Source organism: Segatella intestinalis, from assembly GCF_029348455.1.
In the GTDB taxonomy this organism is placed as follows: domain Bacteria; phylum Bacteroidota; class Bacteroidia; order Bacteroidales; family Bacteroidaceae; genus Prevotella.
This window is the reverse complement of record NZ_JARJVV010000001.1, coordinates 108,063-133,588: the sequence shown is the minus strand read 5'-3', so window position 1 is coordinate 133,588 and position 25,526 is coordinate 108,063. Positions and strand designations below refer to the sequence as shown.

Genomic DNA, 25,526 nt, shown 5'->3' with positions numbered 1-25,526 from the left:
TAAATGGGTGCAAGGAGTGCTTATGCTGTCGGAAAACGTGCCTATGTGGTAAAAAATAATCGTAAGTTAGAAGATAAAAGCAAAGAAAGTTTGTAGTCAAGGCTTTGTCGTTTCAAAAAAAATGATTAATTTCGCAGCAGATTATTTGGAATAAAAAAGTAGTGAAAACATATCTGAAGTACATGATCTTGGCGACAGTGAGCCTGTGCTTGCTGTTTGTGGCGGCTTGTAGTCGGCAGGAAGGAAAGGCTGTGCCTGATGCCGGGCAGCTCCTGTTGCAGCAGCTTGAGGACTCAATAGGTGCCAAGTCGCTGCAAGCCCGACAGATGATTCTCAAGGCTATGGCTGAGGCGCCAGACAGCATCGCTTACTATGAATGCTATGTCAGGATGGGCAAGATGTACTGTCTTTCTGCCACTCCCGACTCCATGGCACCTTATCTGAAGGCGACAATCGACTTTGCCAAGAGACAATCCTCATCGTCGAGGTGCAACGCTTTGTTGGCTTATGCTTATAATTGCCAGGCTGTCAACCTGCACAACTTCCACAAAGACCCCGACGAGGTGATCAGGCTCTATCATCGTGCCGACTCGCTGCTGGGGGAGAGTAATCTGCAGAGTCAGCGCCCACTGGTGTGTGCCAATCTGGCTGACGCCTATCTCTTCAAGAACCGCCTCGTAGAGGCTGCCGCGTGGTACAGAAGAGCACTCTTCCTGGTGGATTCGCTCGAGCTGCCCAAGCAAGACAACGTGACGCTCTACATGGGTCTTGCCACCATCTATCAGCAACTCAACGACTGGAAGACATCGCTGCGCTACTATCAGCAGACGGAGGCTTGCATGAAATCCATGTCGGTGGGAATGCAGGCTTATTTTCTGAACAACTATGGCAACTACTATTATTACGCCAAGGACTACGAGGCATCGCTCCGGAAGTTCGTCGCCCTGAAAAGCCTGTTGGAGAAACATCACATGCAGGACAATTTCGATATGTTCATCTGCAAGGTAAACCTGGCGGATGTGTATCTGAACCTCAATCGCCTCGACTCCACAGCTCATTATCTTGACGAAGTGGAGCCCTTTGCCAGCCGCACCAACGATGCGCTGATCACCTACTACTGCAACACCATACGTATAGGCCTGGCGGTGAAGCGTGGCAACATGGCAGAAGTGAAGTCGGTCCTCGACACGGAGAAGGGAATTGACACAGCCAACATCGCCTTTACGATGAGACAGGTGCGCAACAATTACCTGCGGCGCTACTATGAGTCGACGGGCAACTACCGCATGGCTTACGACAACCTGAGAGAGGACATGAGGAAGAACGACTCCTTGGAGCACAACCGCATCAATATGCGGGCCTCGGAAATCATGGAGCGATTCACGCAGGACACACTGAAGCTGCATCATTCTCTGGAACTCGAACGAAAGAATGCCGACATACAGCAGGCGCATGCCACAACCTTTGCCGTCGTGTCGGCTGCATTGGTGCTGGCACTGATATTCGCACTGTGGATATTGCGTACGCGAAAGCGCGACCTGCAGACGAAGATGAACATCATGAAACTGAGGCTGGGAAGCGCACGCAACCGCATCTCGCCCCACTTTGTGTTCAATGTGCTCAACAATAAGATTGTACACTCCGAACAGCAGGAAGCACACGAACTGCAGGAGCTTACCCGACTCATCAGAGCCAACCTCGACATCTCGTGCCAGCTGGCTGTAACCCTGGGCGATGAACTCGACTTCGTGAACCAGTATGTGAAGGTAGAACAGCAGTTGCTGAGCGATGACTTCGACTTTCATATTCATATCGCTCCCGATGTATATATAAATAAGGTGAAGATACCCTCCATGTTTGTGCAGATACTGGTAGAGAATGCCTTTGTGCACGGACTCAGAGGATGGGAAGGACACAAGCAACTCGACATCAGCGTGGAGCGCAGGCAGAAGATGATACGGATAGCCGTATGCGACAACGGACCCGGTTTCGATATACGAAGCGTGGGACGCAGCAAGCGCACGGGGCTCAGCATCATCACGCAGACCGTAGCCATCGTGAATGAGCGCAACAGAAGCAAGATGTCCTTCGCCATGACCAACAGGAAAGACGAGGCGGGTAACGCCTGTGGATGTGAGGCTGTCATCATGGTGCCAGACGACTTCCGACTGGATTTCTAAACCCCGAAAGTAAAAGAAAACAAAAACCAACATCACATACAGCTCATGAAAACAATCATTATCGACGACAACAAGGATGCAGCCCGAAACCTGGCAGAGCATCTCGCAGATTACGACGAGGTCAGCGTGGCAGGCATCGCCTACAACGGATTTGACGGACTCACTATGGTGAGCGAGCATCAGCCCGACCTGATATTCCTCGACGTACAGCTGCCCGACATCTCGGGGCTCGACTTCCTCGACCGTGTCGACATCTTCACGCATGGACGCTGCCGTGTAGTGATGTACACCGCCTATGATGAGTTTGTGCTGCCTGCCTTCCGCAAAAAAGCCTTCGATGTACTGCTCAAGCCCATAGACGGGAAAGAACTGGCAACGGTAATGGGCAGACTGCAGAAAGTGACAGCCGCAAGCGACGGCAAGAAGGAAATGCAGGACGGCAAGAAGAGCGACGACAAGTTTCTGCTCTATACCAACACCGTAGACTTTCGGCTCGTGGACAAGCGCGACGTGTGCCTCTTTCAGTACAACCATGAGGTGCGGTGCTGGGAGGCTGTGGTGGCAGGATGCAAGACTCCGGTGAGACTGAAGCGCACACTGAAGAGCGAGGAACTGCTCGATTTCGACAGCCAGTTTGTGCAGGTGAGCCAGCGATGCATCATCAATATGAACTATCTCATCGAGGTGGTCGACAACGTGTGCCATTTCTATCCACCCTTCGAAACGCTCACTCATGTCAAGGTGGGGCGGTTCTATCGGCGCAAACTCATAGAGAGGTTCAGCAGTCTGTAGACAACCCCCGTCATTGTGTGAAAAATCACTATCGTGAGCTGTTTTGTGCCAAAAACTACTATTATGAGCAGTTTTGTGCGATTTTATTATAAAAAATCGTCAATATGTTAGCCATTTGCCAAGAATTTTGTAATTTTGCACCGCAAACTTTAAACAAACAATAAAAGAATGGCTAATTTGAGATTTGAGGTTGTAGCCGAGGCCTTCAAAAAAAGACCTGTAGAGGTGGATGCTCCCAAGACAAGACCTTCGGAGTATTTCGCCAAGTATGTATTCAACCGCCAGAAGATGTACAAGTATCTTCCATCCGATGTGTACGAGAAACTCATCGACGTGATAGACAACGGTACCCGACTGGATCGTTCCATCGCCGACTCTGTGGCAGCCGGCATGAAGCTATGGGCAGAGGAAAACGGGGTAACACACTATACGCACTGGTTTCAGCCCCTCACAGAGGGAACAGCTGAAAAGCACGACGCCTTCGTAGAGCACGACGGAAAGGGCGGCATGATAGAAGAGTTCTCCGGAAAACTGCTCGTACAGCAGGAACCTGACGCCAGTTCATTCCCCAACGGAGGTATTCGCAACACCTTCGAGGCGCGTGGCTATTCGGCATGGGATCCAACATCGCCGGTCTTCATCATCGACGACACACTGTGCATTCCTACCATCTTTATCTCTTACACTGGCGAAGCTCTCGACTACAAGGCTCCGTTGCTGCGTTCGCTCCACACACTGAGTGAGGCGGCTACCGACGTGTGCCATTACTTCTATCCACAGGTCAAGAAGGTGCAGACCAACCTGGGATGGGAACAGGAATATTTCCTTGTGGACGAGAGTCTCTACTCGGCACGCCCCGACCTGATGCTTACTGGGCGAACCCTTATGGGGCACGATTCAGCCAAAAACCAGCAGATGGACGACCATTACTTCGGCACCATTCCAGAGCGTGTGCAGGCGTTCATGAAAGACCTTGAAATCCAGGCTCTCGAACTGGGTATTCCCTGCAAGACACGCCATAACGAAGTAGCGCCAAACCAGTTTGAGCTGGCTCCTATCTATGAGGAGTGCAACCTCGCTGTCGACCACAACATGCTGTTGATGAGCTTGATGAAGCGTGTGGCTCACAAGCACAGCTTCCGAGTACTGTTGCATGAAAAGCCATTTGCCGGTGTCAACGGCTCGGGCAAGCACAACAACTGGAGTCTCTGTACCGATACAGGTGTGCTGCTCCATGCTGCAGGCAAGACTCCCGAGGACAATCTGCGCTTTGTCGTCTTCATCGTGGAAACCCTGATGGGCGTGTACAAGCACAACGGTCTGCTCAAGGCCTCCATCATGAGTGCCACCAATGCGCACCGACTGGGTGCCAACGAGGCTCCTCCAGCCATCATCTCATCTTTCTTAGGCAAGCAGCTCACCGACCTGCTCGATCATATCGAGAAAGCCGACAAGGAAGAACTCTTTGCCCTGGCAGGCAAGAAGGGTGTGGAGCTCGATATTCCGGAGATTCCTGAGTTGATGATCGACAATACCGACCGCAACCGCACCTCCCCATTCGCCTTCACCGGCAACCGATTCGAGTTCCGTGCCGTAGGCAGCGAGGCCAACTGTGCATCGTCGCTCATCGTGCTGAATGCAGCTGTAGCCGAGGCGCTGCAGAACTTCAAGACAAGAGTTGATGCACTCATCGAGGCAGGCGAGGACAAGACTTCCGCCATCATCGACGTAGTGCGCGAGGATATCAAGACCTGCAAGCCCATCCGCTTCGACGGCAATGGCTACAGCGACGAGTGGAAGGAAGAAGCTCAGAAGCGCGGACTCGACTGCGAGGCGTCCTGCCCCGTTGTCTTCGACCGTTATCTCGACAAGGAAAGCATCGACATGTTCGCCAAGACCAATGTGATGAGCGAGAGTGAGCTGAAGGCGCGCAACGAGGTGAAATGGGAAATCTACACCAAGAAGATTCAGATAGAGGCCCGTGTGATGGGCGACCTCTCGATGAACCACATCATTCCTGTGGCAACCCACTACCAGAGCCGTCTGGCAAAGAATGTAGAGGGCATGATCAATATCTTCGGCGGAGAGGAAGGCAAGAAACTCACCGCTCGCAATGTGAAGATTATCCGCGAGATAGCCGAGCGCACGCAGACCATAGAGACTGGAGTAGAGGCTCTGGTGAATGCCCGTAAAGTGGCCAACAGAATAGAGAGCGAGCGCGAGAAGGCAGTGGCTTATCACGACACCGTGGCGCCTAAGATGGAGGAAATCCGTTATCAGATCGACAAACTCGAGCTTCTCGTAGCCGATGAGCTCTGGACACTGCCAAAGTATCGCGAGCTGCTCTTCATCCGGTAATGTATTAAGAATAAGAACACAACATATTCATAAAAAGGCTGACTTCATTTCGAAGCCAGCCTTTTATCTTATAGGGAAGCCACCGCCATTCTAAAAGTTCTTACCAGTGCCAGAGTCCATAAACTCAGCATCAGAGAAAGTGAAGTCAGCCGAGTTCGACACACCGAAGAGATTGCCGGTGGTGTATTTCGTCACATAGTTGGTTTTCAGATGAACGTTCTCAAAGGACAGACTCTTCAGCAGCGTGCCCTCAGAGTCCAGCATCTCCACATCCACCTTGATATTCTCCTCCTCCGCCGAGCTCAGGAAGACATAAGCGTTAAACCGGGAATAAGTATTGCTCATCTCGATTGTCGGAGTCACCACGCTCACGTCAGCCGCCAGACCTGTCGTAGGATTCCATTTGTTGCTGCAGTTACCCGAAATGCGGAACTTCATATTCTTCACCACGTCCGTCGTGGCACCTTTATTTTCAATGGTAAACTTAGCCACAGAACGCTTCATATTGCAATTAAAAGCATTGTTTCCATCCTTTACCATTATCTTCTGGCAAACAGCCGCCATGTCTGTCACCTTGTTGGGGAAGACAACCTCCGTCACAGAATTAATCTTCACATCGGCATTCTTGCTGGCTACAGCCACCATATCATATTCACCCACAGGAACCTGCATACTGACATGACCGAAGTCGTCTGCCATTTCAGCCTTCACCTGTCTGAAAACGATAGTTTTTCCCGTGCCATTGGTAGGGATCAGAGAAATATCCAAGTAAGTAAACGGGCTGTTCTTCAAAGCAGTACTCGTACTGCTTTCGTCTGCTCGAGTCTTTGCCTGAGAATTTTCCAATGACTGCATGGTCACTTGGTAAAACGACAAGCTAACTTGCTGGTTCGCTACATGGGATGATTCATTACCATCACCGTTTTCGGTTGTACAACCGGCACTAACTAATAGTGCAATAGCCATAATTAGGCTGTTAATTGTAAACTTTAGATTCATTATCTTAAGTTTTAGGTTATTAGAAAGTATCGAAACTTTTTCGGTACATGCTTCAAAAATAAGAATTATTAATAAGAAATTACAATTTAAACCTTTTAAAACCGATTTATTTAATATAATTTACACCGATTTTATAAATATTTATCTAAAAATAGCATTAAAAAATAAAAAGTATCTATATATGCCGTTATGCTCGATGAACAGCGAGAGCGAGCCTCGGGCTGCCAGCTCGTGCGGTGTGTCGGTCTCGAAACGCCCAGGGCTAAGAGCTTCTGCCCCTACAGGCAGGGTGTGTTGCTGCTCGGTACTGGCAGCTGTCCCAGAAAAGCCCCTTTTCCTATTCCATCTCCCATATCGGCATAACCTCAATCCTTATTCCGTCTCGTTCGAAGGTCTCCCGTTGGGAGAAAGTGATGATTTTTCCCTGTTTGCAGCCTGTAACGGAGGAGGCAGCTGTCAAGCCTCCTATCTCTCGTTCTACGTTATCATCATTCAATGTCCAGCAGACTTGTATCAGCTCAGCTACACGCTCGCCCTTTTTCACAACGAAGTCGCATTCCTTCGATTCATAGAAGTAGAATATCCCGTCCTCTTCTCCAAGTGTTCTCTCTAAGTTGAGATAAACGATATTCTCCAAAGCCTTGCCTGCATCTTCGCTCTCAGGCAATAATACGGCATTGCGCAGGGCAATGTCTGCCACATAATACTTGGCAGGAGCAGAACGCTGTTTTACCATCGACTTATCGTATTTTTCCACTTTGCGAAACATGAAAATGTTGCAAGCATAGTCGAGCCACAGATAGAGGGAATCCTTGGAGACCTTTAAGCCTTGCGATTTCAAGTCGTTATAAATATTGTTCACGCTGGTCGGCTTCGTGAGTTTGTTCATCACACTCTTTAAGAAATAACGCACCACCGAAGGAGAAGCTCCGATATGACAATGCTCCACCATATCCCTGAAGAGCATGGTGTTGAAGTAAGACTGCAGGATTTTGACTTTTTCCATCTTGCTTTTTTCGAGAACAACCTCTGGAAAACCGCCCTCCTCGCAATAACCGCGGAAGGAGACCGCTATCTTTGCCTTGCCAGCTTCGCTAAATGGATTTACCTTGATGCCTTTGAACGCCAAATATTCCTTGAAACTCAAAGGATACTCGCGATATTCGTCAGGCCATCCTCGCAAAGCGGAAGCCATTTCTTCTGAAAGCATCTTGGCTGTGCTACCTGTTACATAGATATGCTTGCAATAATTCTTATACACCCGGAGAACAAAGAGTTCCCATCCCTCTATGAGTTGTATTTCATCAAAAAACATATAAACATCCTTAAGCGATGTGTCGGGATACATTTCACGATAAGCTTGCAGCAATTCATCGAAGTTTTCGGGCGACATGGAAAGAAAACGTTCATCGTCGAAGCCTACATAGAGGATGCGCTCTTTTGGAGTTCCTTGTTGTAGCAGGCGATTAATCGTAAGTCCCAATAATGATGACTTTCCGCAACGGCGAATGCCAGTAACAGTCACGATGCGGTTTCCATCCAACGGAAGTTGGGTGCTTCTCTCTTGCAAGGCAAAAGGTAATTCCTCTTGGTGCAAGGAAATGATTGACTGAAATGTGCTGCGTAGTTCCATTTGTGTACCTTCTTTATTACTGATTATTTTATTGTTAATATGTAGATACCTACACTCGGTCGCAAAGACACAAACTTTCCTTCTAAAAAGGAAAGAAATCGGTAATAATTTCCTTTTCAAAAGGAAAGTTTCTGTTTTTATCTAAAATCTCTTTTTGCTCTTTAAAGCTCTAGTTGTTGTCTTGCAGTAGCCATTTCCAGATAGGTACTACCTCTATCGTATAACCATCTGCCTTTATTTGGGTCTGGTAATCACGGGTGATGATGTAGCCGTGATAGCCTGGAAAGGCTTTCAGAAATTTTATCAGTCCTCCTACTTCTCGCTCGTAGGTTGCCTCATCATTCAGATTGTAAGATACCTGTATGGCCAACTGGGCAGAAGGAACGCAGAAATCTATCTCTACGTTCTTGTTGAAATAATAGAGCAAGGTTTCTTCTGTCGTGTTTCTGAATCTTCTGTTCAGTTCTATCGCCACCATATTCTCCAACAGCTTCGTTTCTCCCTGAAACAGAAAGAGATTGAGTATTCCATTATCGGCAACGTATCTTTTTTGAAGTGTTGCCTGTTCTGTCATAGGTGAAACCAGATTCGGAATCGGGAAGAAGATATACGCATCTTGCATGTATTCCAGGTAATCCTTTAGGGCTGGCAAACTGATGGTGTCTCCGGTAGATTTCACCATGTGTTGCAATCTGGTCAGGGATGAAGGCTGCATCACGCTATCGGCAAGTTTTTTAGCCAGGAAGCGGAATATTCTTGAATTGCGAATGCTGTTTCTCTCCACGATGTCGCCAATCAGAATTTTCTGATACAGGGCGTTGAGATATTCCCGCTTGTCGGGCTGCTCAAACGATTCTGCTATTCCCCCTTCGTAAAAGTAGGAATCAAAATAGTTGGATACTATTGATTTTATCTGTTGGTTGTATTCCCAGTTTTCACCTGGTTCTACTTGATGATAGGTTAGGTATTCTGCAAAGGAAAAAGGAAAGATTTCCTTCGGAATGTATCTTCCTCCAAGTGTAGAATACATTTCCTTGCCCAGCATCTTGGCGTTGCTGCCTGTAATCATCACGCGATATTGGGAGTCAGCCAAGCGGCGGGCAAATTTCTCCCAACCTTCTATATTCTGAATCTCATCAAGATAGACGAAGGGCTGTTTGCCTGGATATAGTTCCATGTAGGAATCCAGGATAGTGCCCAGTTCTTCAGCCTTGAGGGATGACAAGCGCTCATCCTCAAAGTTGATGTAGAGAATATCTTGGGCCGACTGTTCTCCTTTGTTGAGTCTGGTCTGAATATCCTGATACAGTAAGTAGGATTTTCCTGCTCGTCTGATACCTACGAGAATATAATTCGACTTGTCGCCGAAAAGGAAATCTCGGTGAACCAGTTTGTAGTTCGGGATGGCTATTTGCTTCTCGATGATGATATTTTTGATAATTTGCTTGTCCATACAGAAATATTTTAAAGTATACTTTGCAAAAATACGGAAATATTTCTAACTATACTTCGAAATAATCCTAGAAAGCGGTTTGTTTAAGGAAAATTAATGTTTTTCCTATGATTTTCTGTTCCTAAGGTGAAAAGCAAATGGATTGGGCTTGCCTTCTATAGAAGAGGGGATTTCCCTGGGGCTGCGTTCCAGTTACCCTGCTAAATCTTCCAGATTCCAGTTCTTCCAATTAATTTTAAGAGGGTATGCATCTTTCGCTTGTCCGTCTGCTTTACTTTTTATATTGTGTAACATATTGATTATTAATTAATTATATATATAAATATATATATAAAAAGGAGGGTAGGATGGATATGCTGAAAAATTAATTAGAAGATTTGGAATTTGGAAGATTTTGTTAGCTTGCTTCTGTCTAAAAGGTTAATAATCAAATAGTTAAATAAGTTCTCTACTTTCCGAAATCAGAAAAAAGAAAATATTTCTTCCAAAAAAGGGGCGTTTTTCGGGATTTTATTCATATTTTTGCCCTGTCGTTTGATACGATTTCAACAACAAACAATTCAAAACCTAAAAAAATAGTGGGATTATGAACATATTTAAAAAGCTATTTGGTGGCCAAAAGACTACTGAGGAAGTGAAACAGGAGAAGGAAAAAGACTTCGACATGGTGAAATATGATGGTGTTCGTGCTCTCCGCATGCATCAATTTGACCTTGCAGCCAAGTCTTTGGAACACGCTCTGCAGTTGAATGCCGAAGATTTGGAATGCCGCGACTATCTCTCGCAGGCTTACATCTCTATGGGTGATCTGCAGAAAGCCTATGAGCAGTTGCAGATTCTCTCGGAAGCCCAAACCGACAACGTGGCGGTGTTGCTGCGTATGGCGGATGTGGCGTATATGATGGAGAACTATACTGCCATGTTGGAGGTATGCGATAAGGCTCTTCACCTGGACACATCGAATCTGCAGACCTATCTCTATTATGCCAAGGCTTGCCGGGGATTGGGCGAACCCATCCGTGCCGTGTCGATGCTGACTGAGGCGATAGGCAAGCGTGAGGATTTCTATGCCGCCCGATTGCTTCGTGGCAGCATCCTGTTGGATCAGGCTCAGCTTTCCGAGGCAGAACTCGATGCAACTTTCCTCTATGAGCATATTCCGGGCAACGAGGATGTGCTGTTGTTGAAGGCTCGTGTAGAGAAGGCGCAGGGAAAGATGGAGGAGGCTGAACAGACCTACGGTAAGGTGATGGAGGTAAATCCTTTCTCTATTGATGCGTATCGCGAGCGCAGCGAGGTTCGCAGAAGTCTGGGTGATAGTGCCAGTGCTGCCGAGGATGAGGCTGCTGCCAAGGAAATGGGTGCCGAAATTCCAGAACCATCAGAGGGAATAGAGCAGAAAATCAAGGAGAAAATGCAGCAGATGGACCCCTATAAGGTTTTCCATAACGAATACTGAATAATAGAATTTCATCTTTCTAACTGGGAAAAATATTTTCCCAGTTAGAAAGATTATTTTTTATAACTACAAGTCGTCGTTTTCATCGTCTACAGCACTTCCTTCTTCAGATGCTTATAAAGCCACAGGAAGGCGGGGATGAGGAAGAGGTCTGCCATGACCCAGGCTACCGGGTCGCCGAAGCAGACTCCTGTCCATGCCAGGGCAGGCACTAACCAGAGACTCACGCCGCATCTCGCTATCATCTCCATTACGCCACTCATCATCGAGAGATTGCTGTAACCCAAGCCCTGGATGCTGTAGCGCAGGATGGTGAGCAAGCCCAGACAAGGATAGAAATAGTTGGCTATGCGCATAAACTGGGCAGCATAAGTTACCACCTCAGCCTCGCCCTTATCCACGAAGAGCATCATCATCTCGTCGGCAAACGGATAGATGAGCAGGAAGGTGAAGACGAAATAAACCACCATCATCTTGATGGCTGCCCTGACGCCCTGACCGATTCGCTCCAACTTCCTGGCTCCCAGGTTCTGACCGCAATAGGTTGCCATTGCCACTCCGATGTTCTCGAACACGCAGGTGAAGAGGTATTTGATGCGCATAGAGGCGGTGAATGCTGCTACATAAACCGTTCCCAAAGCGTTGTTGGCACTCTGAAGCATGATGAGACCGATGGCGGTAATGGAGAACTGCAGTCCCATCGGAACGCCGTTGTTCAGCAGTATGCTTACCTTCTTGTTGTCAAACTTCTTTTCCTCGCCCTTCGGTATCAGAATCTGCATCTTCTTATGGATAAACCTGATACAGAGCAGCACGGAGATGCCCTGCGATAGCCAGGTGGCGATGCCTGCTCCCTCTACGCCCAACCCCATGCCGAGAATGAGAATGGCATCGAGTATGATGTTGATGACGGAGGCGGTGATGAGAAAATAGAATGGCTGCTTCGAGTTGCCTAAGGCACGGATTTGACCGGAGAGGAGGTTGTAGGCGATGGTGAAAGGTATCGCCGCAAACTGCAGCATCAGGAAGATGTAGGCATCGTCGAAGACTTCCTTCGGCGTATTCACCAGGTGCAGTATCTTTCCGCAGAAGATGCAGGAAAGGAAGGTGATGACGACGGCAAACACCACGGCGATGCGGATGCTGTTGCTGACGTAAGTCCGCATCTTGGGGTAATCTTTGGCGCCGAAAGCCTGGGCGACTGGGATGGCGAAACCGGCACAGGAGCCGTTGCAGAAGCCCATGATGAGGAACATGATGGAGCTGGATGCGCCTACTGCCGCAAGGGCTCCCACGCCTATCCATCTTCCCACGATGGCGGCGTCGATGATGAGGTACATCTGCTGAAGGATGTAACCCAGGATGAGTGGTATTGCAAATTGGATGATGGCTCGCAAGGGCGAGCCTACCGTCATGTCGTTTACCGACTTTGATTTTTGGGTTTTGTCCATTGATTTTTATGATTAGTTTTTTTGTTATCCTATTCGAAAAGTTATTTTTTTCAGGAGTTTAAGGAGTTAAGGAGTTATCGCTTCCTTCGGTCGCTGAGGAGTTAAGACAACGGCCTTGAGGGAATGGTTAATGTTTTGTGTTTAATATCAAGTCCACAAAGCTGTTGTCTTAACTCCTTTAACTCCTTAACTCCTTCTTGATTTCTGCCATTTTGTTGCGGCGCTCAATGGAAAACGTATCTCCGTGGGTTTCCACGTAGTCGAAGAGCATGAAGGCCTTGCCGAGGAGTTCGTCCCTTGTGGGCTGCCCCACGGTATCGGCCTCGTGATAATAGAGTTCGGCGAGCATGTTCATCTTGGAGAGCCGCTTCTCCTCGTCGGCGATGCCTGCCATGGCTTTCATCACGTCGTCGATGGTGGCGACGCTGTAGAAGGCATAAGGACCTACGTATTGGTCATAGAGCTCCTTAATCTTCTCGCGTCTCACCTCTACCTCTTTCTTTTCGAGCATTCTCTCGAGTGCGGCCATAAACTCTCGTATCAGTCGCTGTATGTAGTCTCGTTGTAGCATATTTTTTATTTTGTTGTTATTGTTGCGTTATCTAATAGACTCATTGGTATTGCCATGACTAAGGCAAAGTTCAGGGAGTATTGTGAGAAGAGTTCCTAAAAACTCTCCTCTACCCCGTACAATGGGACATTCTTCATCCACTCTTGCTCCTTGTATGGCGACATGGAGAAGCGGATGGCTCGCAAGTCGGGATGGGCGTCAAAGAAGGCGCGAAGTGACTTGGAACGCAGGTTCTCTTCCGCTTTTACCTCTATCGGAGTTATCACCCCTTGGTGCTGGGCAAGGAAGTCTATCTCCAAGCGAGCGTCTCCCCTACTATAATAATAGGTGTAAATGTCCTGTTGACATAATAGCTGAGTAAGGACGTAGTTTTCCGTGAACGCCCCCTTGCTCTCCGTCATGGCTTTGTTGGAGATGAGCATTTGGGCAGGTTCCATCTCGCTCAGCGCACCCAGGAGGCCGACATCCAGGAGAAACAGCTTGAAGGCATTGAGGTCTTCGTAAAACTTCAAAGGCATTCCAACTTCTCTTACTCGGGAAATGCGATAGGTGAGGCCTGCATCCACCAACCATTGTATTGCCATCTCAAAATCCTTGGCTCGTGCTCCGCTTCTCACCGCTCCATAGATGAACTTCTTGTTTTCCTTGGCAAGCTGGGAAGGGATGGATTGCCAAACCATGCTGATGCGAGTGGCTTCATTTGGGCTGACATGCTTCGACATGTCACTACGATAAATGGTGAGAATGTTGTTCTGAACCTGTCTGACGAGATTTGCATCGTTGGTTGCAAGATAAGTTTTCACAGCCTCAGGCATTCCCCCTACAAAATAATATTCTCTTAATATCTTGATGAGTTTATCATGAAGTAATGTGATGGTCTTCCAGTCTTTACTTTTCAATATGTTCAGCAACTGTTCTTCGTCTTTTGCCATAAGAAACTCTTCGAAAGACATAGGGTAGAGTCGAAGGATATCAACCTTTCCCACTGGGGCGGATTCTCCTTGGTGCATGGCAACGCCTAAAAGTGAACCTGCTACAGCCACATGGTATTCTGGTGCATTTTCACAGAAATACTTCAGCGAGGAAAGTCCCTTGTGAAGTTCTTGTATTTCATCCAGAATGATAAGCGTTTTGCCAGGGATTATAGGCTGTTTGCTAATGGCTCCGATAACCATTAGGACTCGCTTCATATCATAATCTTCTGCAAATATGTTGGCAATCTCAGAGTTTCCATCACAGTTGATGTAGGCTACGTGGTCATATTCCTGTTTTCCAAACTCCTGGAGGATATAAGTCTTGCCTACTTGTCTTGCTCCTGATAAGATTAAGGGCTTTCTGCAAAGGCTCTCTTTCCATGCTTTTAATTGTTCTATGACCGTTCTTTTCATCCTTACATACATTTTGAAGTTGTTAATGATGCTAATAACTTGCTGTTATGATGTTTAAACAGCTCTGTCGGTTGCAAAGATACACTTTTTTACACGAACTTTCAAATGTTTTCAACACTTTTTTACACGAACTTTACTCGTATGCATACACTTTTTTACACGAACCTTCCTCGTATTACGTTCATGACAACCGCTTTCCCATCTTATTCGTTGTTGTTGATAGCCTCCACATACTCCCACAGTTTCTTGTAGAAAGGATGCTTCGTCATGGTGTCTTTGTTGCCCAGGATGATGAGCTTCATGCGGGCACGCGTCATCGCCACGTTCATGCGGCGCAGGTCTTTCAGGAAACCGATCTGTCCCTCGTCATTGGACCGCACCAAGGAGATGAGGATCACGTCGCGCTCCTGTCCCTGGAATCCGTCCACCGTGTTGACGCTGATCAGGCGGCGGTAAGGCTTGAAGAACTCATACTTCTTGATGAGCTTCTTGAGGTATTGCACCTGAGCACGATAGGGCGAGATGATTCCCACGTCGATTCGCTCGTCAATTACGCGCTGTTTGCCTATCTTGGTGAAGTATTCCGCCAGGGTGAGGAGAGTAAGCTCCGCCTCTGCCTTGTTGATGCGGCCGAAGCTCTCGCCCACAAACTGCTCTTTGAAGTTCATGTCTACATTCTGCGGGGAAACTGGTGCTGAAACCGGATTATGATCCGCCGACGATGAACTGGATGCAGTATCCTCGGAAGCCTCTTCCCCCTCGATGGTTATCTGATTCTCCGTGTCTCCTGTGTCGATCCATGTGATGGCGTGGTCGTAGTCCAGGATGCTCCGGTATTTTATCTGTGGCGCACTCTGCACCTTGCCGTGGTAGAACCAGTCGCTCGAGAATCGCATGATCTCCTCGTTCATGCGGTATTGTATCTTCAGCAGCGTCACCACCTCGGGTTTGTTCTCGGCGATGCGCTCCATCAGCGTCTTGCCCAGTCCTGCTCTCATGGCGGCGATGCTCTTCACCGTAGGCGGCAGCTGACAGTGGTCGCCCGCCAGCACTACTCTGCCGGCTCTTCTCATCGGAATCCAGCAGGCTGCCTCTAAGGCTTGAGCTGCCTCGTCGATGAAGAGTGTGCCAAACTTCATTCCCTCCAAGAGTCTGTGGGACGAGCCTACCAGCGTGCAGGCGATGACTCTTGCCTCGCCCATCAGCTCGGCGTTGATTCTTATCTCTATCTCGGCGGCACGGCTCTTCAGCCTGTCCATCTTCTGGTGGAAGTTCTCGCTTCCCTTCTTGCGGTTCTTGCGCAGTTCGCGGATGGCCTTGCGGATGGCCCACAGCTGCGGATAGTCGGGATGGTTCTCGAAGCGTCGCTCGTAGGTGAAACCGAGCATCTTGTCGTTGACTCGTGTCGGGTTGCCGATGCGCAGCACGTTGATGCCTCTGTCCACGAGTTTCTCTGAGATCCAGTCCACCGCCATGTTGCTCTGGGCGCACACCAGCACCTGGCTCTCCCGCATCAGCGTCTCGTTGATGGCTTCCACCAGGGTCGTGGTCTTTCCTGTTCCTGGAGGACCGTGCACGATGGCTACGTCCTTCGCCCACAGCACCTCGTTCACGGCCTGTTCCTGGGTGGGGTTGAGCCAGGGAAATCTCATGGGCTCAAAGCTGTATCGTTCTGCTTTCCGGTGCGAGTAGAAGAGGTCGCGCAGATAAGCCAGGCGGTTGTTCTTGGCTTTCATCGTGCGGTCGAGGGCATCGAACATCGTCTTGTAGCTCGTCTCGTCGAACGACAGCTGAACGCCCACTGGCACGTCAGCCTGCTGCAGTTCGAGCAGCGGTGCCGAGTCGGGTACGGTAATCACCATTCTGTCGCCGTCCACATAGCTCACGGTGCCTGTGAAGGAGAAGTATTTCAACATCTTCTTTTCTGTCTTCCCGTCTGTCTGCGCGGATTTGTTTTCCCCTGCCTTAAAGAACATGACGGGTCTTCCGAACTCAAAGTTGTGTTCGATGTCCTGGTCTTCGGTACGGAACACCTCTATGGCGTTTTGGTTGAGCGAGTTGTAGAAGCTTTTTCCTATGCGTAGCGGAAACCAGGCATCGCCTCTCTTCACCTTTCGCTGCATTCCCATCTGTTCGGTCTGTTTGCGAAAGGCTTCTTTCTCGGTGTAATACTCTATTTGCAGTAGGGTACGTTGCTGAAGCAGTGCTTGTATTGGTGATGTTTGTTCCATATCGTGTGCAAAAGTACGGCTTTTTTTTGGGAAAGATAAGTATTATCAAGAAAAATCACTTATCTTTGCATCATGAAATCATCTGTTCTTCTCAGCGAACTCAGCATCGGCTACCGCCATCGGGGCGAAACCAAGGTCGTAGCCCGTCATCTCACAGGCTGCCTCTGTGCCGGTGAGTTGACCTGCCTCATTGGTCCCAACGGCGTAGGCAAGTCTACCCTGTTGCGCACTCTTTCGGGCTTTCTCCGCCCCTTGCAGGGCGAGGTGCTGCTCGGTACTGGCAGCCGTCCCGTACCCCTTTCCAGCCTCACCCGTGGCGAGCTTTCGCGCCAGATGAGCATCGTACTCACCGCCAAGCCAGAGACCTCGGGGCTCACCGTAGCCGACCTTGTCGGCATGGGGCGCTCCCCTTATACCGGGTTCTGGGGCCGTCTGAGTCAGGCAGACCGTGCCCTTGTCGCCGAAGCCATGCGTCAGGTCGGCATCAGTCATCTCAGCGACCGCAGGATAAGCACGTTGAGCGATGGCGAGCGACAGAAGACGATGATCGCCAAGGCTTTGGCGCAGTCCACGCCCATCCTCTTCCTCGACGAGCCCACGGCGTTCTTAGACTATCCCAGCAAGGCAGAGATGCTGCAGTTGCTGCGCAGCCTGGCTCACAATCTTGGCAAGACCATATTCCTCTCCACCCACGATATAGAAATAGCGCTTCAGCTTTCCGACCGCCTCTGGCTGATGCAGTCAGGCCGTTTCGAGACCGGTACACCGCACGAGCTGGCTGCCCGAGGCTCGCTCTCGCTGTTCATCGAGCATAACGGCATACACCTTGACAAGGATTCGCTGGCAATAAGGATTGAGGAAGAGTGAGGGGGCTTTATTTTGATAACTGACTTTCAGGGCGTGCTGCTTCTGGAGCTTTTGGGCCTTCAGCCCGTACTTAAACCACTTGCGAAACTTCAGTACAAAGCCCACTTGAAAAAGCCAATTTTACGAAGACCTACTTTTGATTATCAATAAGTTGCAAAGACAAAAAATACGATTTTCGACTTTTTCAAGTGGACTCAGTACAAAAAATAATTGGAGAGAAAGGAAAATCTTTCCTTTTAAAAGGAAATAATTACCGATTTCTTTCCTTTTAAGAAGGAAAAAATGTATCTTTGCAACCGCAAAGTCCCTTGAAAAAGTGGCAGAGCAGAACAAAAAGTCCCTTGAAAAACGTGCATGGATTCAAGAAAAGTCCCTTGAAAAACGTGCACAGCATCAAGAACAACACATCATAAATCATTAGAAAACAGATGTTTAAACGAAAAATCGAGAAATATCTCAAAGAATGGAAGAGTGATGAGCACAAAATGCCTCTCATCATCAAAGGATGTCGCCAATGCGGAAAGACATTCTCGGTACTCGATTTTGCCCATAAAAATTATGAGCATGTTGTGTATATAGACTTTTTCCAGCACCCAGAATACAAGTCGGTATTTGATGGTGGCCTGGACATCGATCTTCTCTGCATGACACTTTCTACCTTAATACCTGATGCCAATTTCGTATCGGGCAAGACCTGTATCATCTTTGACGAGATACAGGAATGCCCACGGGCCCGCACAGCCTTGAAATTCTTCAAGACTGATGGCAGATACGATGTCATCGGTACGGGTTCCCTGCTGGGAGTCAGCGGTTACCATACCAAAGCTTCGTCAGAGGCTCCAATTCCTGTAGGTTACGAGACTATCATAGACATGTATCCAATGGATTTTGAGGAATGGCTCTGGGCAAATGGCATTAAGAAAATGACCATCGACTACCTGCATCGCTGTCTGGAAGAAAAGACTCCAGTACAAGAAGCCATCCACGAAAGAATGCGCCAACTGCTGCTGCAATATTGCATTGTTGGCGGAATGCCAAGAGCCGTGAGCGTATTTATGGAAACTCATAATATGCAAAACGTGCTACGGATGCAGCAAGCCATCATCGAAGAATATAAAGTAGATATGCTGAAATATGCTCCACAAGCTGACAAGTCGAGAATCAGAGAATGCTTCGAGTCAATTCCACGTCAACTGAGTAAGGAAAACAAGAAATTCGCATACGCCACAGTACGCCCCAACGGCAGAGGACGTAAATATCAGGGCAGTTTGCAATGGATAGAAGATGCAGGCATTATCCGCCGTTGCTACAATCTGTCTGCGCCCGAACTCCCGCTTGATGGCAACGCCATCCCCGACCAGTTTAAGGTTTACATGGCAGATACGGGGCTTTTCATCAGTATGCTCGAACAAGGAACGGCTGCTGATATTCTGCAAGGCAATCTCTATGGATACAAGGGAGCCATCTTTGAAAATCTGGTGGCCGACATTTTTGGTAAGATGAATCGTAAGCTCTATTATTTCCGCAAGGATTCGGGGTTGGAAATTGACTTTGTTACAAGATACGAAGGCGAATGCACATTGGTAGAAGTAAAGGCGAGCAACGGAAACATCAAAAGTGCCAAGACCATCCTTTCGAACCCAGAAAAGTATCACGTAGTTCAAGCCATCAAACTGGGAGATGTAAATGTGGGTACAGCCCCACAAACTCTCATTCTTCCCCTCTACATGGCTTTTCTGCTGAAAACAGATAATCTTCGTTAAAATATCGAAATTCAAAGAATAACCACAGCTGAAATGAAGAACTTTGCATTATCTTTGCAAACAGAAAATACAGAAGACTGTAGATAATTTGCATAAACAAATGCTGTTAAATGCAGAGGATAACGCATAAGAGAATCAGGATTTCCTGGCTGCTGCTATTGGTTTACCTGCCGATGCTCATAGCCGTTACGTTTCACCATCATGGTGAAGCGCAGGGAACCCATGCTGATTTCTTTTGTGCCGATTGCGCCCATCATGTTCATCACGACGGCCATCTGATAGCCCTGCAGAATACCATGCACGAATGTGTGCTTTGCCAATTGCAAAGCACTCCTTATCTGGCTCCATCCCTCTTGGTTTGGGTTGCCTTCGCTGTGCTACATCTCTCCCCTCGCCGTGCCTTCTGCTCTCCTTGCCTGTGCAGGGCGAAGGGGGTAAAATCTACCCGTGCTCCACCTTATTCTCTGTTATTATATAAATAACTGAATATTAACAGAATAAGGTAACAAACAACATAATGAGAACTATATTGAAATCAATAATACTGATGAGCCTGTGCTCGTCAGCTACAGCCTCTGCTATGGCTATAAACGAAGCAAATCATGATAAAGAAGAAGCAAACATTCATGAAGAGGAAGCAAGCGATTCTACCAAGCACCAGCCGCTGACGGAATCGAGCATCAAGCTGAACGAAGTGGTGGTAACGGGTTTGACGGGCAGCCAGAAGCTGAAGCAATCGCCGGCCCCTATCTCCTTTGTTTCTGCCCGCCAGCTCGAAATGCAACCTTCTACCAACATCATCGACGCCATCGCCCACCAGCCTGGCGTTTCGCAGATTACCACGGGAAGCGGCATTTCAAAACCCGTTATCCGTGGCCTGGGCTATAACCGCGTGGTTGTGGTGAACGATGGAATCAGACAGGAAGGTCAGCAATGGGGCGATGAACACGGAATAGAAATCGACCCGGCTTCGGTTCATTCCGTAGAGATTCTGAAAGGTCCGGCAAGCCTCATGTATGGCTCGGATGCGATGGCAGGCGTCCTGATCTTCCACTCTGCTCCTACACTTGCCAAGGGCGACATGAGAGCGAATTTCTCTACGGGCTATCAAACCAACAACGGACTTTTTGACTATTCGCTCAACTTTTCCGGCAACCAGGGCGGATTCGTCTGGAACACCCGATACAGCGGCAAGATGGCGCATGCCTACAAGAACAAATACGATGGTTACGTATTCGGTTCTTCGCTCAGAGAGCTGGCATTCTCGCAGCTTCTCGGCTGGAACTACCGAATGGGGCATTCGCACCTTACACTCGATTATTATCATCTCACTCCGGGCATCGTGGAGGGAGAAAGAGATGAGAAAACGGGAGAGCTGGAAGTGCCCGACGGCTACGATGTGAAGAGCTATGGCAAACCGATGCCTTATCAGCAGATTCATCATTACAAGGCTGTGCTGGATAATTCCTGGTTTCTGGGCGACGGCAACCTGAAACTCCTTCTGGGTTATCAGCAGAACCGACGTCAGGAGTTTGAGGAGGAAGAGAATCCGAAAGAATGTGGACTCAACTTCATGCTCCATACCGTGAACTACGACCTGCATTACCTTTCGCCGGAAATGAATGGATGGAAGTTCTCTACGGGCATCAACGGCATGTGGCAGCAGTCGATAAACAAAGGCTCTGAATTCCTGATTCCAGCCTATCATCTCTTCGATTATGGTGTATTTGCCACGGTGAGCAAGGAGATAGGCAAACTGAACCTGAGCGGAGGAATCAGATACGATCATCGCCACCTGCACAGCGAGGCTTTGAGAGAAGAGGAGTCTTCGGAAAACAATGGAGGATTGGCTGGTCCCGATTCGGATCATGATGCTTTCCGCTTCCAGGCTTTCAAGCGCAGCTTTGAGGGAGTAACCGGCAGCATCGGATTGGCTTACGAAATCCTGCCCGATTTCAATATCAAGCTGAACGTAGCAAGAGGTTTCCGTGCTCCAAACATCAGCGAATTAGCATCTAACGGTGTGCATGAGGGAACCCAGCGATACGAATTGGGAAATACCAGTTTGAAGCCGGAAAACAGTTGGCAATTCGACCTTGGTTTAGATTATTCTTCGCCTATCATTTCGGCTTCCCTTTCTCTGTTTGCCAATCGCATCAACCATTACATCTACAGCGAGAAGTTGGCTGATGAGAATAATCAGCCTATCCTCATCGACGACACGCCTGCCTATCAGTTTACATCAGGCGACGCCCGCATTCTGGGTGGTGAGGCAAGCATCGACATCCATCCTGTAGAGCGTCTGCATTTCGGCAACACCTTCTCGTATGTCAACTCCGTGCAGTTGCATCAGCCTGCCGAATCAAAGTATCTACCATTCACCCCAGCCCCTCGTTGGGTTTCGGATGTAAGGTATGAGTTTGTCTGCGACGGCAAGACTTTCGACCATCTCTTCGTTAAGCTGCAGATGGACTGCAATCTTCGCCAGAACCATTATTTTGCAGCCAACGAGACGGAGACCGCCACGCCATCCTACACCTTATTGAATATTTACGCAGGAACCGACGTGAAGCTCCACGGCAAGCGCCTTCTCTCGCTCTATCTTTCTGGCGAGAACCTTACCAACCGTGCTTACCAGAACCACCTGAGCCGTCTGAAGTATCTTGACGTAAACCAGGTGACGGGCAGAAGAGGCGTTTACAATATGGGCCGCAACTTCAGCATAAAAGTTGTGGTTCCGATAGAGCTGTAACTCCCTTTATAGGATAAGCAATTCTGCATCAGAAATCTGAATTCTGAATAAACAAGTGCCGATAAGGGTGCCAAAAGTTGCAGAAAAAATAACTTTTGACACCACTATCGGCATTTTTCGTCTAATTATTAGACAATCATGGCCGCCTTTCTATGATATTTTATATCTTTGCAACCAAAAGTCCCTTGGAAAAGTGGCAGAACAGAACAAAAAGTCCTTGAAAAACGTGCAAGGTTTCAAGAAAAGTCCCTTGGAAAACGTGCGCAGCTTTAAGAGAAGATAGTAAAAAAAATAATGACAAAGAAACAAGGAACGATATTGATTGTTGATGACAACCACAACATTCTTACTACGGTAAGGATGCTGCTGGAACCTATATTCGATGGCATCATCACCATCGCCAACCCTAACTCCATTCCAGCCAAACTTAGAGAGGAGCATCCCGACGTGGTACTGCTCGACATGAACTTCTCCAGCGGCATCAATTCGGGAAACGAGGGATTGTACTGGCTCAGGGAAATCAAGAGTCTCAACCCGAAAACCGAAGTAGTGCTCTTTACCGCTTACGCCGACATCCAACTTGCCGTAACAGGCATCAAGGAAGGTGCCTCCGACTTCATCGTGAAGCCTTTTGAAAATGAGAAATTGGTCCGTACGCTGATAGAGGCAAGGGATAAGAACAAACCTACAGATAAAAAGGTTAGCAGAAAAAGTGGAAATGATTCGACTGGCATGATGTATTGGGGAGATAGCGAAGTGATGAACAATTTGAGAAGTATTGTGGAAAAAGTGGCCGCAACCGATGCAAATATCCTCATTACAGGTGAAAACGGAACGGGTAAAGAGGTGTTAGCCAACGAGATACATCGTTTATCCACAAGATGTGGGAAAAAGATGCTGCCTGTGGATATGGGAGCCATCACGGAAACCCTTTTCGAGAGCGAACTCTTTGGTCATGTAAAGGGTGCTTTTACCGATGCCAAGGTGGATAAACCGGGCAAGTTTGAGCTTGCCGACGGCAGCACTATCTTTCTGGATGAGATAGGAAACTTATCCTACAGTCTTCAGGCAAAACTCCTTACCGCCCTGCAACGCAGAAGCATCGTAAGGGTGGGCGGAAGTACGCAGATTCCTATCAACGTCCGACTGGTTTGCGCCACCAACCGCAACCTGCAGCAGATGGTAAACGATGGCGAATTCAGAGAGGACCTGCTCTATCGCATCAACACCATCCATCTGGAATTGCCTGCCCTAAGACAAAGAAAATCAGACATCGTTCCGCTGGCAGAAAGATTCCTCCGTCAATATGGCGATTTATATAATAAGGTGAATCTCCGCCTTTCGGAAGAGGCTGAGAAAAAACTTACCAGTTTGCCATGGTACGGCAACATCCGCGAACTTCAGCACGCCATCGAGAAAGCCGTGATTCTGTCTGATGGCGGAAAGATTTCTGCAGAAGATATTGACGGCGGAAACCAGACGAAAAGAGAGAAGCCCCTGGAAGAGGTTCAGACGCTCGACGAGATGGAGAGCCGAATGATAGAGAAAACCATCAGGGAATGTGAAGGCAATCTGTCGGTAGTAGCCGCAAGACTGGGCATTTCCCGCCAGACGCTTTATAATAAGATTAAGCGATATGGATTATAAACTAATTATAATTATCGTGTTTTTGCTTGTGGCTGTAGTAGGGTACATTCGACTTTACCGTCACTATCGCCGTAACATCAAGAAGGTAACTTTCCTTTTTGATGCGATAGATAATGGGGATTTCTCCTTCAGCTTTTCTACGGAGAAGGGGTTTAAGGAGGATAAGATACTGAATCTATCCCTCAACCGCATCAAACTCTTCCTGCAGCATACGAGAGAGGAGCAGATGGAGCGGGAGAAATATTACGAGCAGATTCTGAATGCGGTGGATACGGGCATCCTGATGGTGGATAGTCACGACAACATCCTGCAGCACAACCAGGCAGCCCTCCGGTTGCTCGATGCGGATGTGCTTACCCACATGAATCAGGTAAAAGAGAAACTGAAGGATGAACACCTGGCAAAACATGAGACGCAAGCCATGCTGAAAGACAAGCACGTGCGCATCATCGCCCTGAGCGACGTGAGCCACGAGCTGAGTAACCAGGAGGTGGATTCTTGGATCAAACTGATTCGTGTGCTGACCCATGAAATCATGAATACCATCACGCCGGTTACTTCGTTGAGCGAGACTCTGCTTACCCGGGTTACAGAGGATAAAGACTTGAAGCAAGGCCTGGAAACCATCCACAAAACAGGAACCGAACTGTTGGCTTTCGTCAACAACTATCGCCGTTTCACCCATGTTCCCCAGCCTCAGCCTGCTCTCTTCTATGTGGAACCATTCCTGGAAAGAATGGCGCTGCTCTGCAACCACGAAGTAGAGATTTCTGTTTCTCCCAAGGATTTGCTGGTTTACGCCGATGAGAGCCTCCTCTCTCACGTAGTAACGAATCTTCTGAAGAATGCCGTAGAAGCTTTCAAGGAAAAGGAAAGAGAAGACAAGCAGGAATGTCGCTCCGCGGATTTGCAATCCGCGGCAAGCAAGAAGGCATTTATCCGCCTCAAAGCCTATGCCAACACCCAGGAATCCATCATCATCGACGTGAGCAACAACGCCGGTCTCATCCCCGAAGATGTAGCCTCCCACATTTTCATCCCGTTCTTCACCACGAAGCCAGAAGGAAGCGGAATCGGGCTCTCCCTTTCCCGCCAAATCATGCGAGTAAGCGGCGGCAGCCTTTCGCTCCATCAGGACAAGGCACAGGGAATCACCACCTTCCGCATCATCATCCCATAAAAAAGTATAATTTGGGGAAGGAAAGTTTGGCACTTTCGCTTTTTTACCATATCTTTGCCTTTATAAAAGATTAAGCTTATGTCAACAGACGATAAGACCATATTAAAGATAAAAGAAATAGCTAAATCTGCTATTCCTTCAGGAAGCAAGGCTATATTGTATGGATCAAGAGCGAGAGGTGATGCTCGCAACGATTCAGACTGGGACATTCTTATCCTTTTAGACAAAGACAAACTGGAACAAACGGACTATGACAAAGTAAGTTACCCGTTTGTTTTGTTAGGTTGCGACCTCGGCACAGAAATCAATCCCATTCTTTACACAAAGAAAGAATGGGAATCGTATAACTTCACCCCTTTTTACGAGAATGTAAATCGAGACGGCATTAGTTTAATATAAAAGTTATGGATCAAGTAAACAAAGACACATTAATCAGTCTGCAAGTAGAAAAAGCCAAGCGCTTTTTAACTCAAGCAGATGAAATGGTTGAACTAAAGCATTGGGATTTAGCAGCCAATCGCTATTATTATGCCTGCTTCCATGCCGTACAAGCTCTATTCATAGCAAAAGGTGTTAATGCCCACACTCATGCTGGCATTAACACCCAATTCAGTTTACACTTCGTAAAGACTGGTATCGTAGATATCTCTTATGGCAGTTTCCTCGCCCGTATGTTCCAGTTAAGGCAAAAAGCCGATTACAACTGCGCGTACGAAATTTCCGAAAATGACATCCTGGAAATTATTGGCTTATCACACGATTTTATAAAAAACATATTAAAGTTAGTCAAATAATTACTTAC

Annotated in this window: 19 protein-coding genes; 11 read left to right on the top strand and 8 right to left on the bottom strand. The window is 47.9% G+C overall.

The window, feature by feature from the left end; all coding sequences use genetic code 11:
- Nucleotides 1-161 precede the first annotated feature (161 nt).
- The 3 genes from P3T48_RS00555 (at nt 162) to P3T48_RS00545 (ending at nt 5,330) form a co-directional block, all read left to right on the top strand.
- Entirely contained in the window at nt 162-2,180 is a 2,019-nt protein-coding gene (locus P3T48_RS00555) for a histidine kinase (protein WP_276505212.1), read from the top strand.
- Between the two features lie 45 nt (nt 2,181-2,225).
- A complete protein-coding gene (locus tag P3T48_RS00550) occupies nt 2,226-2,972 on the top strand; it encodes a LytR/AlgR family response regulator transcription factor (RefSeq protein ID WP_276505211.1) in 747 nt (248 codons plus the stop codon).
- Nucleotides 2,973-3,140: 168 nt separating this feature from the next.
- Complete coding sequence (locus P3T48_RS00545) at nt 3,141-5,330, top strand: glutamine synthetase III family protein (protein WP_217758690.1); 2,190 nt, start codon at nt 3,141-3,143, stop codon at nt 5,328-5,330.
- Nucleotides 5,331-5,420: 90 nt separating this feature from the next.
- On the opposite strand, the gene P3T48_RS00540 is transcribed toward P3T48_RS00545, so the two are convergent.
- The 3 genes from P3T48_RS00540 to P3T48_RS00530 form a co-directional block, all read right to left on the bottom strand.
- Nucleotides 5,421-6,296, bottom strand: a complete 876-nt coding sequence (locus P3T48_RS00540; RefSeq protein WP_276505210.1) for a hypothetical protein — start codon at nt 6,294-6,296, stop codon at nt 5,421-5,423.
- Nucleotides 6,297-6,666: 370 nt separating this feature from the next.
- On the bottom strand, nt 6,667-7,962 hold the full coding sequence (locus tag P3T48_RS00535; protein WP_276505209.1) for an ATP-binding protein: 1,296 nt from the start codon (nt 7,960-7,962) through the stop codon (nt 6,667-6,669).
- A gap of 169 nt (nt 7,963-8,131) precedes the next feature.
- Complete coding sequence (locus P3T48_RS00530; protein ID WP_276505208.1) at nt 8,132-9,415, bottom strand: ATP-binding protein; 1,284 nt, start codon at nt 9,413-9,415, stop codon at nt 8,132-8,134.
- A 586-nt stretch (nt 9,416-10,001) separates the two neighbouring features.
- Between P3T48_RS00530 and P3T48_RS00525 the strand changes: the two genes are divergently transcribed.
- A complete protein-coding gene (locus P3T48_RS00525; protein WP_276505207.1) occupies nt 10,002-10,874 on the top strand; it encodes a tetratricopeptide repeat protein in 873 nt (290 codons plus the stop codon).
- An 89-nt stretch (nt 10,875-10,963) separates the two neighbouring features.
- Here the strand turns inward: P3T48_RS00525 and P3T48_RS00520 are convergent, their stop codons facing one another.
- The 4 genes from P3T48_RS00520 to P3T48_RS00505 all read right to left on the bottom strand — a co-directional run bounded on the left by P3T48_RS00520 (nt 10,964) and on the right by P3T48_RS00505 (nt 16,515).
- Nucleotides 10,964-12,325, bottom strand: coding sequence for an MATE family efflux transporter (locus tag P3T48_RS00520; protein ID WP_276505206.1), 1,362 nt, complete (start codon nt 12,323-12,325; stop codon nt 10,964-10,966).
- A gap of 178 nt (nt 12,326-12,503) precedes the next feature.
- Nucleotides 12,504-12,896 carry a hypothetical protein gene (locus P3T48_RS00515; RefSeq protein WP_158464147.1) on the bottom strand — a complete coding sequence of 131 codons (393 nt, stop codon included), beginning with the start codon at nt 12,894-12,896 and terminating at the stop codon, nt 12,504-12,506.
- Nucleotides 12,897-12,991: 95 nt separating this feature from the next.
- Nucleotides 12,992-14,284 carry an ATP-binding protein gene (locus P3T48_RS00510; protein ID WP_276505205.1) on the bottom strand — a complete coding sequence of 431 codons (1,293 nt, stop codon included), beginning with the start codon at nt 14,282-14,284 and terminating at the stop codon, nt 12,992-12,994.
- A 203-nt stretch (nt 14,285-14,487) separates the two neighbouring features.
- Complete coding sequence (locus P3T48_RS00505) at nt 14,488-16,515, bottom strand: AAA domain-containing protein (protein ID WP_276505204.1); 2,028 nt, start codon at nt 16,513-16,515, stop codon at nt 14,488-14,490.
- 72 nt (nt 16,516-16,587) lie between these two features.
- Between P3T48_RS00505 and P3T48_RS00500 the strand changes: the two genes are divergently transcribed.
- Together P3T48_RS00500 and P3T48_RS00495 are read left to right on the top strand one after the other, a co-directional pair.
- Nucleotides 16,588-17,382 (top strand): ABC transporter ATP-binding protein, encoded by a 795-nt coding sequence (locus tag P3T48_RS00500; protein WP_276505203.1) that lies wholly within the window; start codon nt 16,588-16,590, stop codon nt 17,380-17,382.
- A gap of 428 nt (nt 17,383-17,810) precedes the next feature.
- Nucleotides 17,811-19,145: an ATP-binding protein gene (locus tag P3T48_RS00495; RefSeq protein ID WP_276505202.1), complete on the top strand. Its 1,335-nt coding sequence runs from the start codon at nt 17,811-17,813 to the stop codon at nt 19,143-19,145.
- Between the two features lie 155 nt (nt 19,146-19,300).
- Here P3T48_RS00495 and P3T48_RS00490 read toward each other — a convergent pair whose 3' ends face one another.
- On the bottom strand, nt 19,301-19,465 hold the full coding sequence (locus tag P3T48_RS00490; protein WP_276505201.1) for a hypothetical protein: 165 nt from the start codon (nt 19,463-19,465) through the stop codon (nt 19,301-19,303).
- Between the two features lie 197 nt (nt 19,466-19,662).
- On the opposite strand from P3T48_RS00490, the gene P3T48_RS00485 reads away from it, so the two are divergent.
- The 5 genes from P3T48_RS00485 to P3T48_RS00465 all read left to right on the top strand — a co-directional run bounded on the left by P3T48_RS00485 (nt 19,663) and on the right by P3T48_RS00465 (nt 25,518).
- Complete coding sequence (locus P3T48_RS00485) at nt 19,663-21,897, top strand: TonB-dependent receptor (RefSeq protein WP_276505200.1); 2,235 nt, start codon at nt 19,663-19,665, stop codon at nt 21,895-21,897.
- A 294-nt stretch (nt 21,898-22,191) separates the two neighbouring features.
- Nucleotides 22,192-23,544, top strand: a complete 1,353-nt coding sequence (locus P3T48_RS00480; RefSeq protein WP_276505199.1) for a sigma-54-dependent transcriptional regulator — start codon at nt 22,192-22,194, stop codon at nt 23,542-23,544.
- On the top strand, nt 23,534-24,724 hold the full coding sequence (locus P3T48_RS00475; RefSeq protein ID WP_276505198.1) for a sensor histidine kinase: 1,191 nt from the start codon (nt 23,534-23,536) through the stop codon (nt 24,722-24,724). The genes P3T48_RS00480 and P3T48_RS00475 overlap by 11 nt, the downstream gene beginning before the upstream one ends.
- Nucleotides 24,725-24,802: 78 nt before the next feature.
- Nucleotides 24,803-25,123: a nucleotidyltransferase domain-containing protein gene (locus P3T48_RS00470; protein ID WP_158464139.1), complete on the top strand. Its 321-nt coding sequence runs from the start codon at nt 24,803-24,805 to the stop codon at nt 25,121-25,123.
- Between the two features lie 5 nt (nt 25,124-25,128).
- Nucleotides 25,129-25,518 (top strand): HEPN domain-containing protein, encoded by a 390-nt coding sequence (locus tag P3T48_RS00465; RefSeq protein WP_117664037.1) that lies wholly within the window; start codon nt 25,129-25,131, stop codon nt 25,516-25,518.
- Nucleotides 25,519-25,526: the final 8 nt, after the last annotated feature.

Coding starts and splice junctions, on each gene's coding strand:
- P3T48_RS00550 (WP_276505211.1), top strand. CDS start 2,226: ATGAAAACAATCATTATCGACGACAACAAGGATGCAGCCCGAAACCTG.
- P3T48_RS00500 (WP_276505203.1), top strand. CDS start 16,588: ATGAAATCATCTGTTCTTCTCAGCGAACTCAGCATCGGCTACCGCCAT.
- P3T48_RS00485 (WP_276505200.1), top strand. CDS start 19,663: ATGAGAACTATATTGAAATCAATAATACTGATGAGCCTGTGCTCGTCA.
- P3T48_RS00520 (WP_276505206.1), bottom strand. CDS start 12,325: ATGGACAAAACCCAAAAATCAAAGTCGGTAAACGACATGACGGTAGGC.
- P3T48_RS00510 (WP_276505205.1), bottom strand. CDS start 14,284: ATGAAAAGAACGGTCATAGAACAATTAAAAGCATGGAAAGAGAGCCTT.
- P3T48_RS00545 (WP_217758690.1), top strand. CDS start 3,141: ATGGCTAATTTGAGATTTGAGGTTGTAGCCGAGGCCTTCAAAAAAAGA.
- P3T48_RS00480 (WP_276505199.1), top strand. CDS start 22,192: ATGACAAAGAAACAAGGAACGATATTGATTGTTGATGACAACCACAAC.
- P3T48_RS00515 (WP_158464147.1), bottom strand. CDS start 12,896: ATGCTACAACGAGACTACATACAGCGACTGATACGAGAGTTTATGGCC.
- P3T48_RS00535 (WP_276505209.1), bottom strand. CDS start 7,962: ATGGAACTACGCAGCACATTTCAGTCAATCATTTCCTTGCACCAAGAG.
- P3T48_RS00495 (WP_276505202.1), top strand. CDS start 17,811: ATGTTTAAACGAAAAATCGAGAAATATCTCAAAGAATGGAAGAGTGAT.
- P3T48_RS00475 (WP_276505198.1), top strand. CDS start 23,534: ATGGATTATAAACTAATTATAATTATCGTGTTTTTGCTTGTGGCTGTA.
- P3T48_RS00465 (WP_117664037.1), top strand. CDS start 25,129: ATGGATCAAGTAAACAAAGACACATTAATCAGTCTGCAAGTAGAAAAA.
- P3T48_RS00530 (WP_276505208.1), bottom strand. CDS start 9,415: ATGGACAAGCAAATTATCAAAAATATCATCATCGAGAAGCAAATAGCC.
- P3T48_RS00505 (WP_276505204.1), bottom strand. CDS start 16,515: ATGGAACAAACATCACCAATACAAGCACTGCTTCAGCAACGTACCCTA.
- P3T48_RS00540 (WP_276505210.1), bottom strand. CDS start 6,296: ATGGCTATTGCACTATTAGTTAGTGCCGGTTGTACAACCGAAAACGGT.
- P3T48_RS00470 (WP_158464139.1), top strand. CDS start 24,803: ATGTCAACAGACGATAAGACCATATTAAAGATAAAAGAAATAGCTAAA.
- P3T48_RS00525 (WP_276505207.1), top strand. CDS start 10,002: ATGAACATATTTAAAAAGCTATTTGGTGGCCAAAAGACTACTGAGGAA.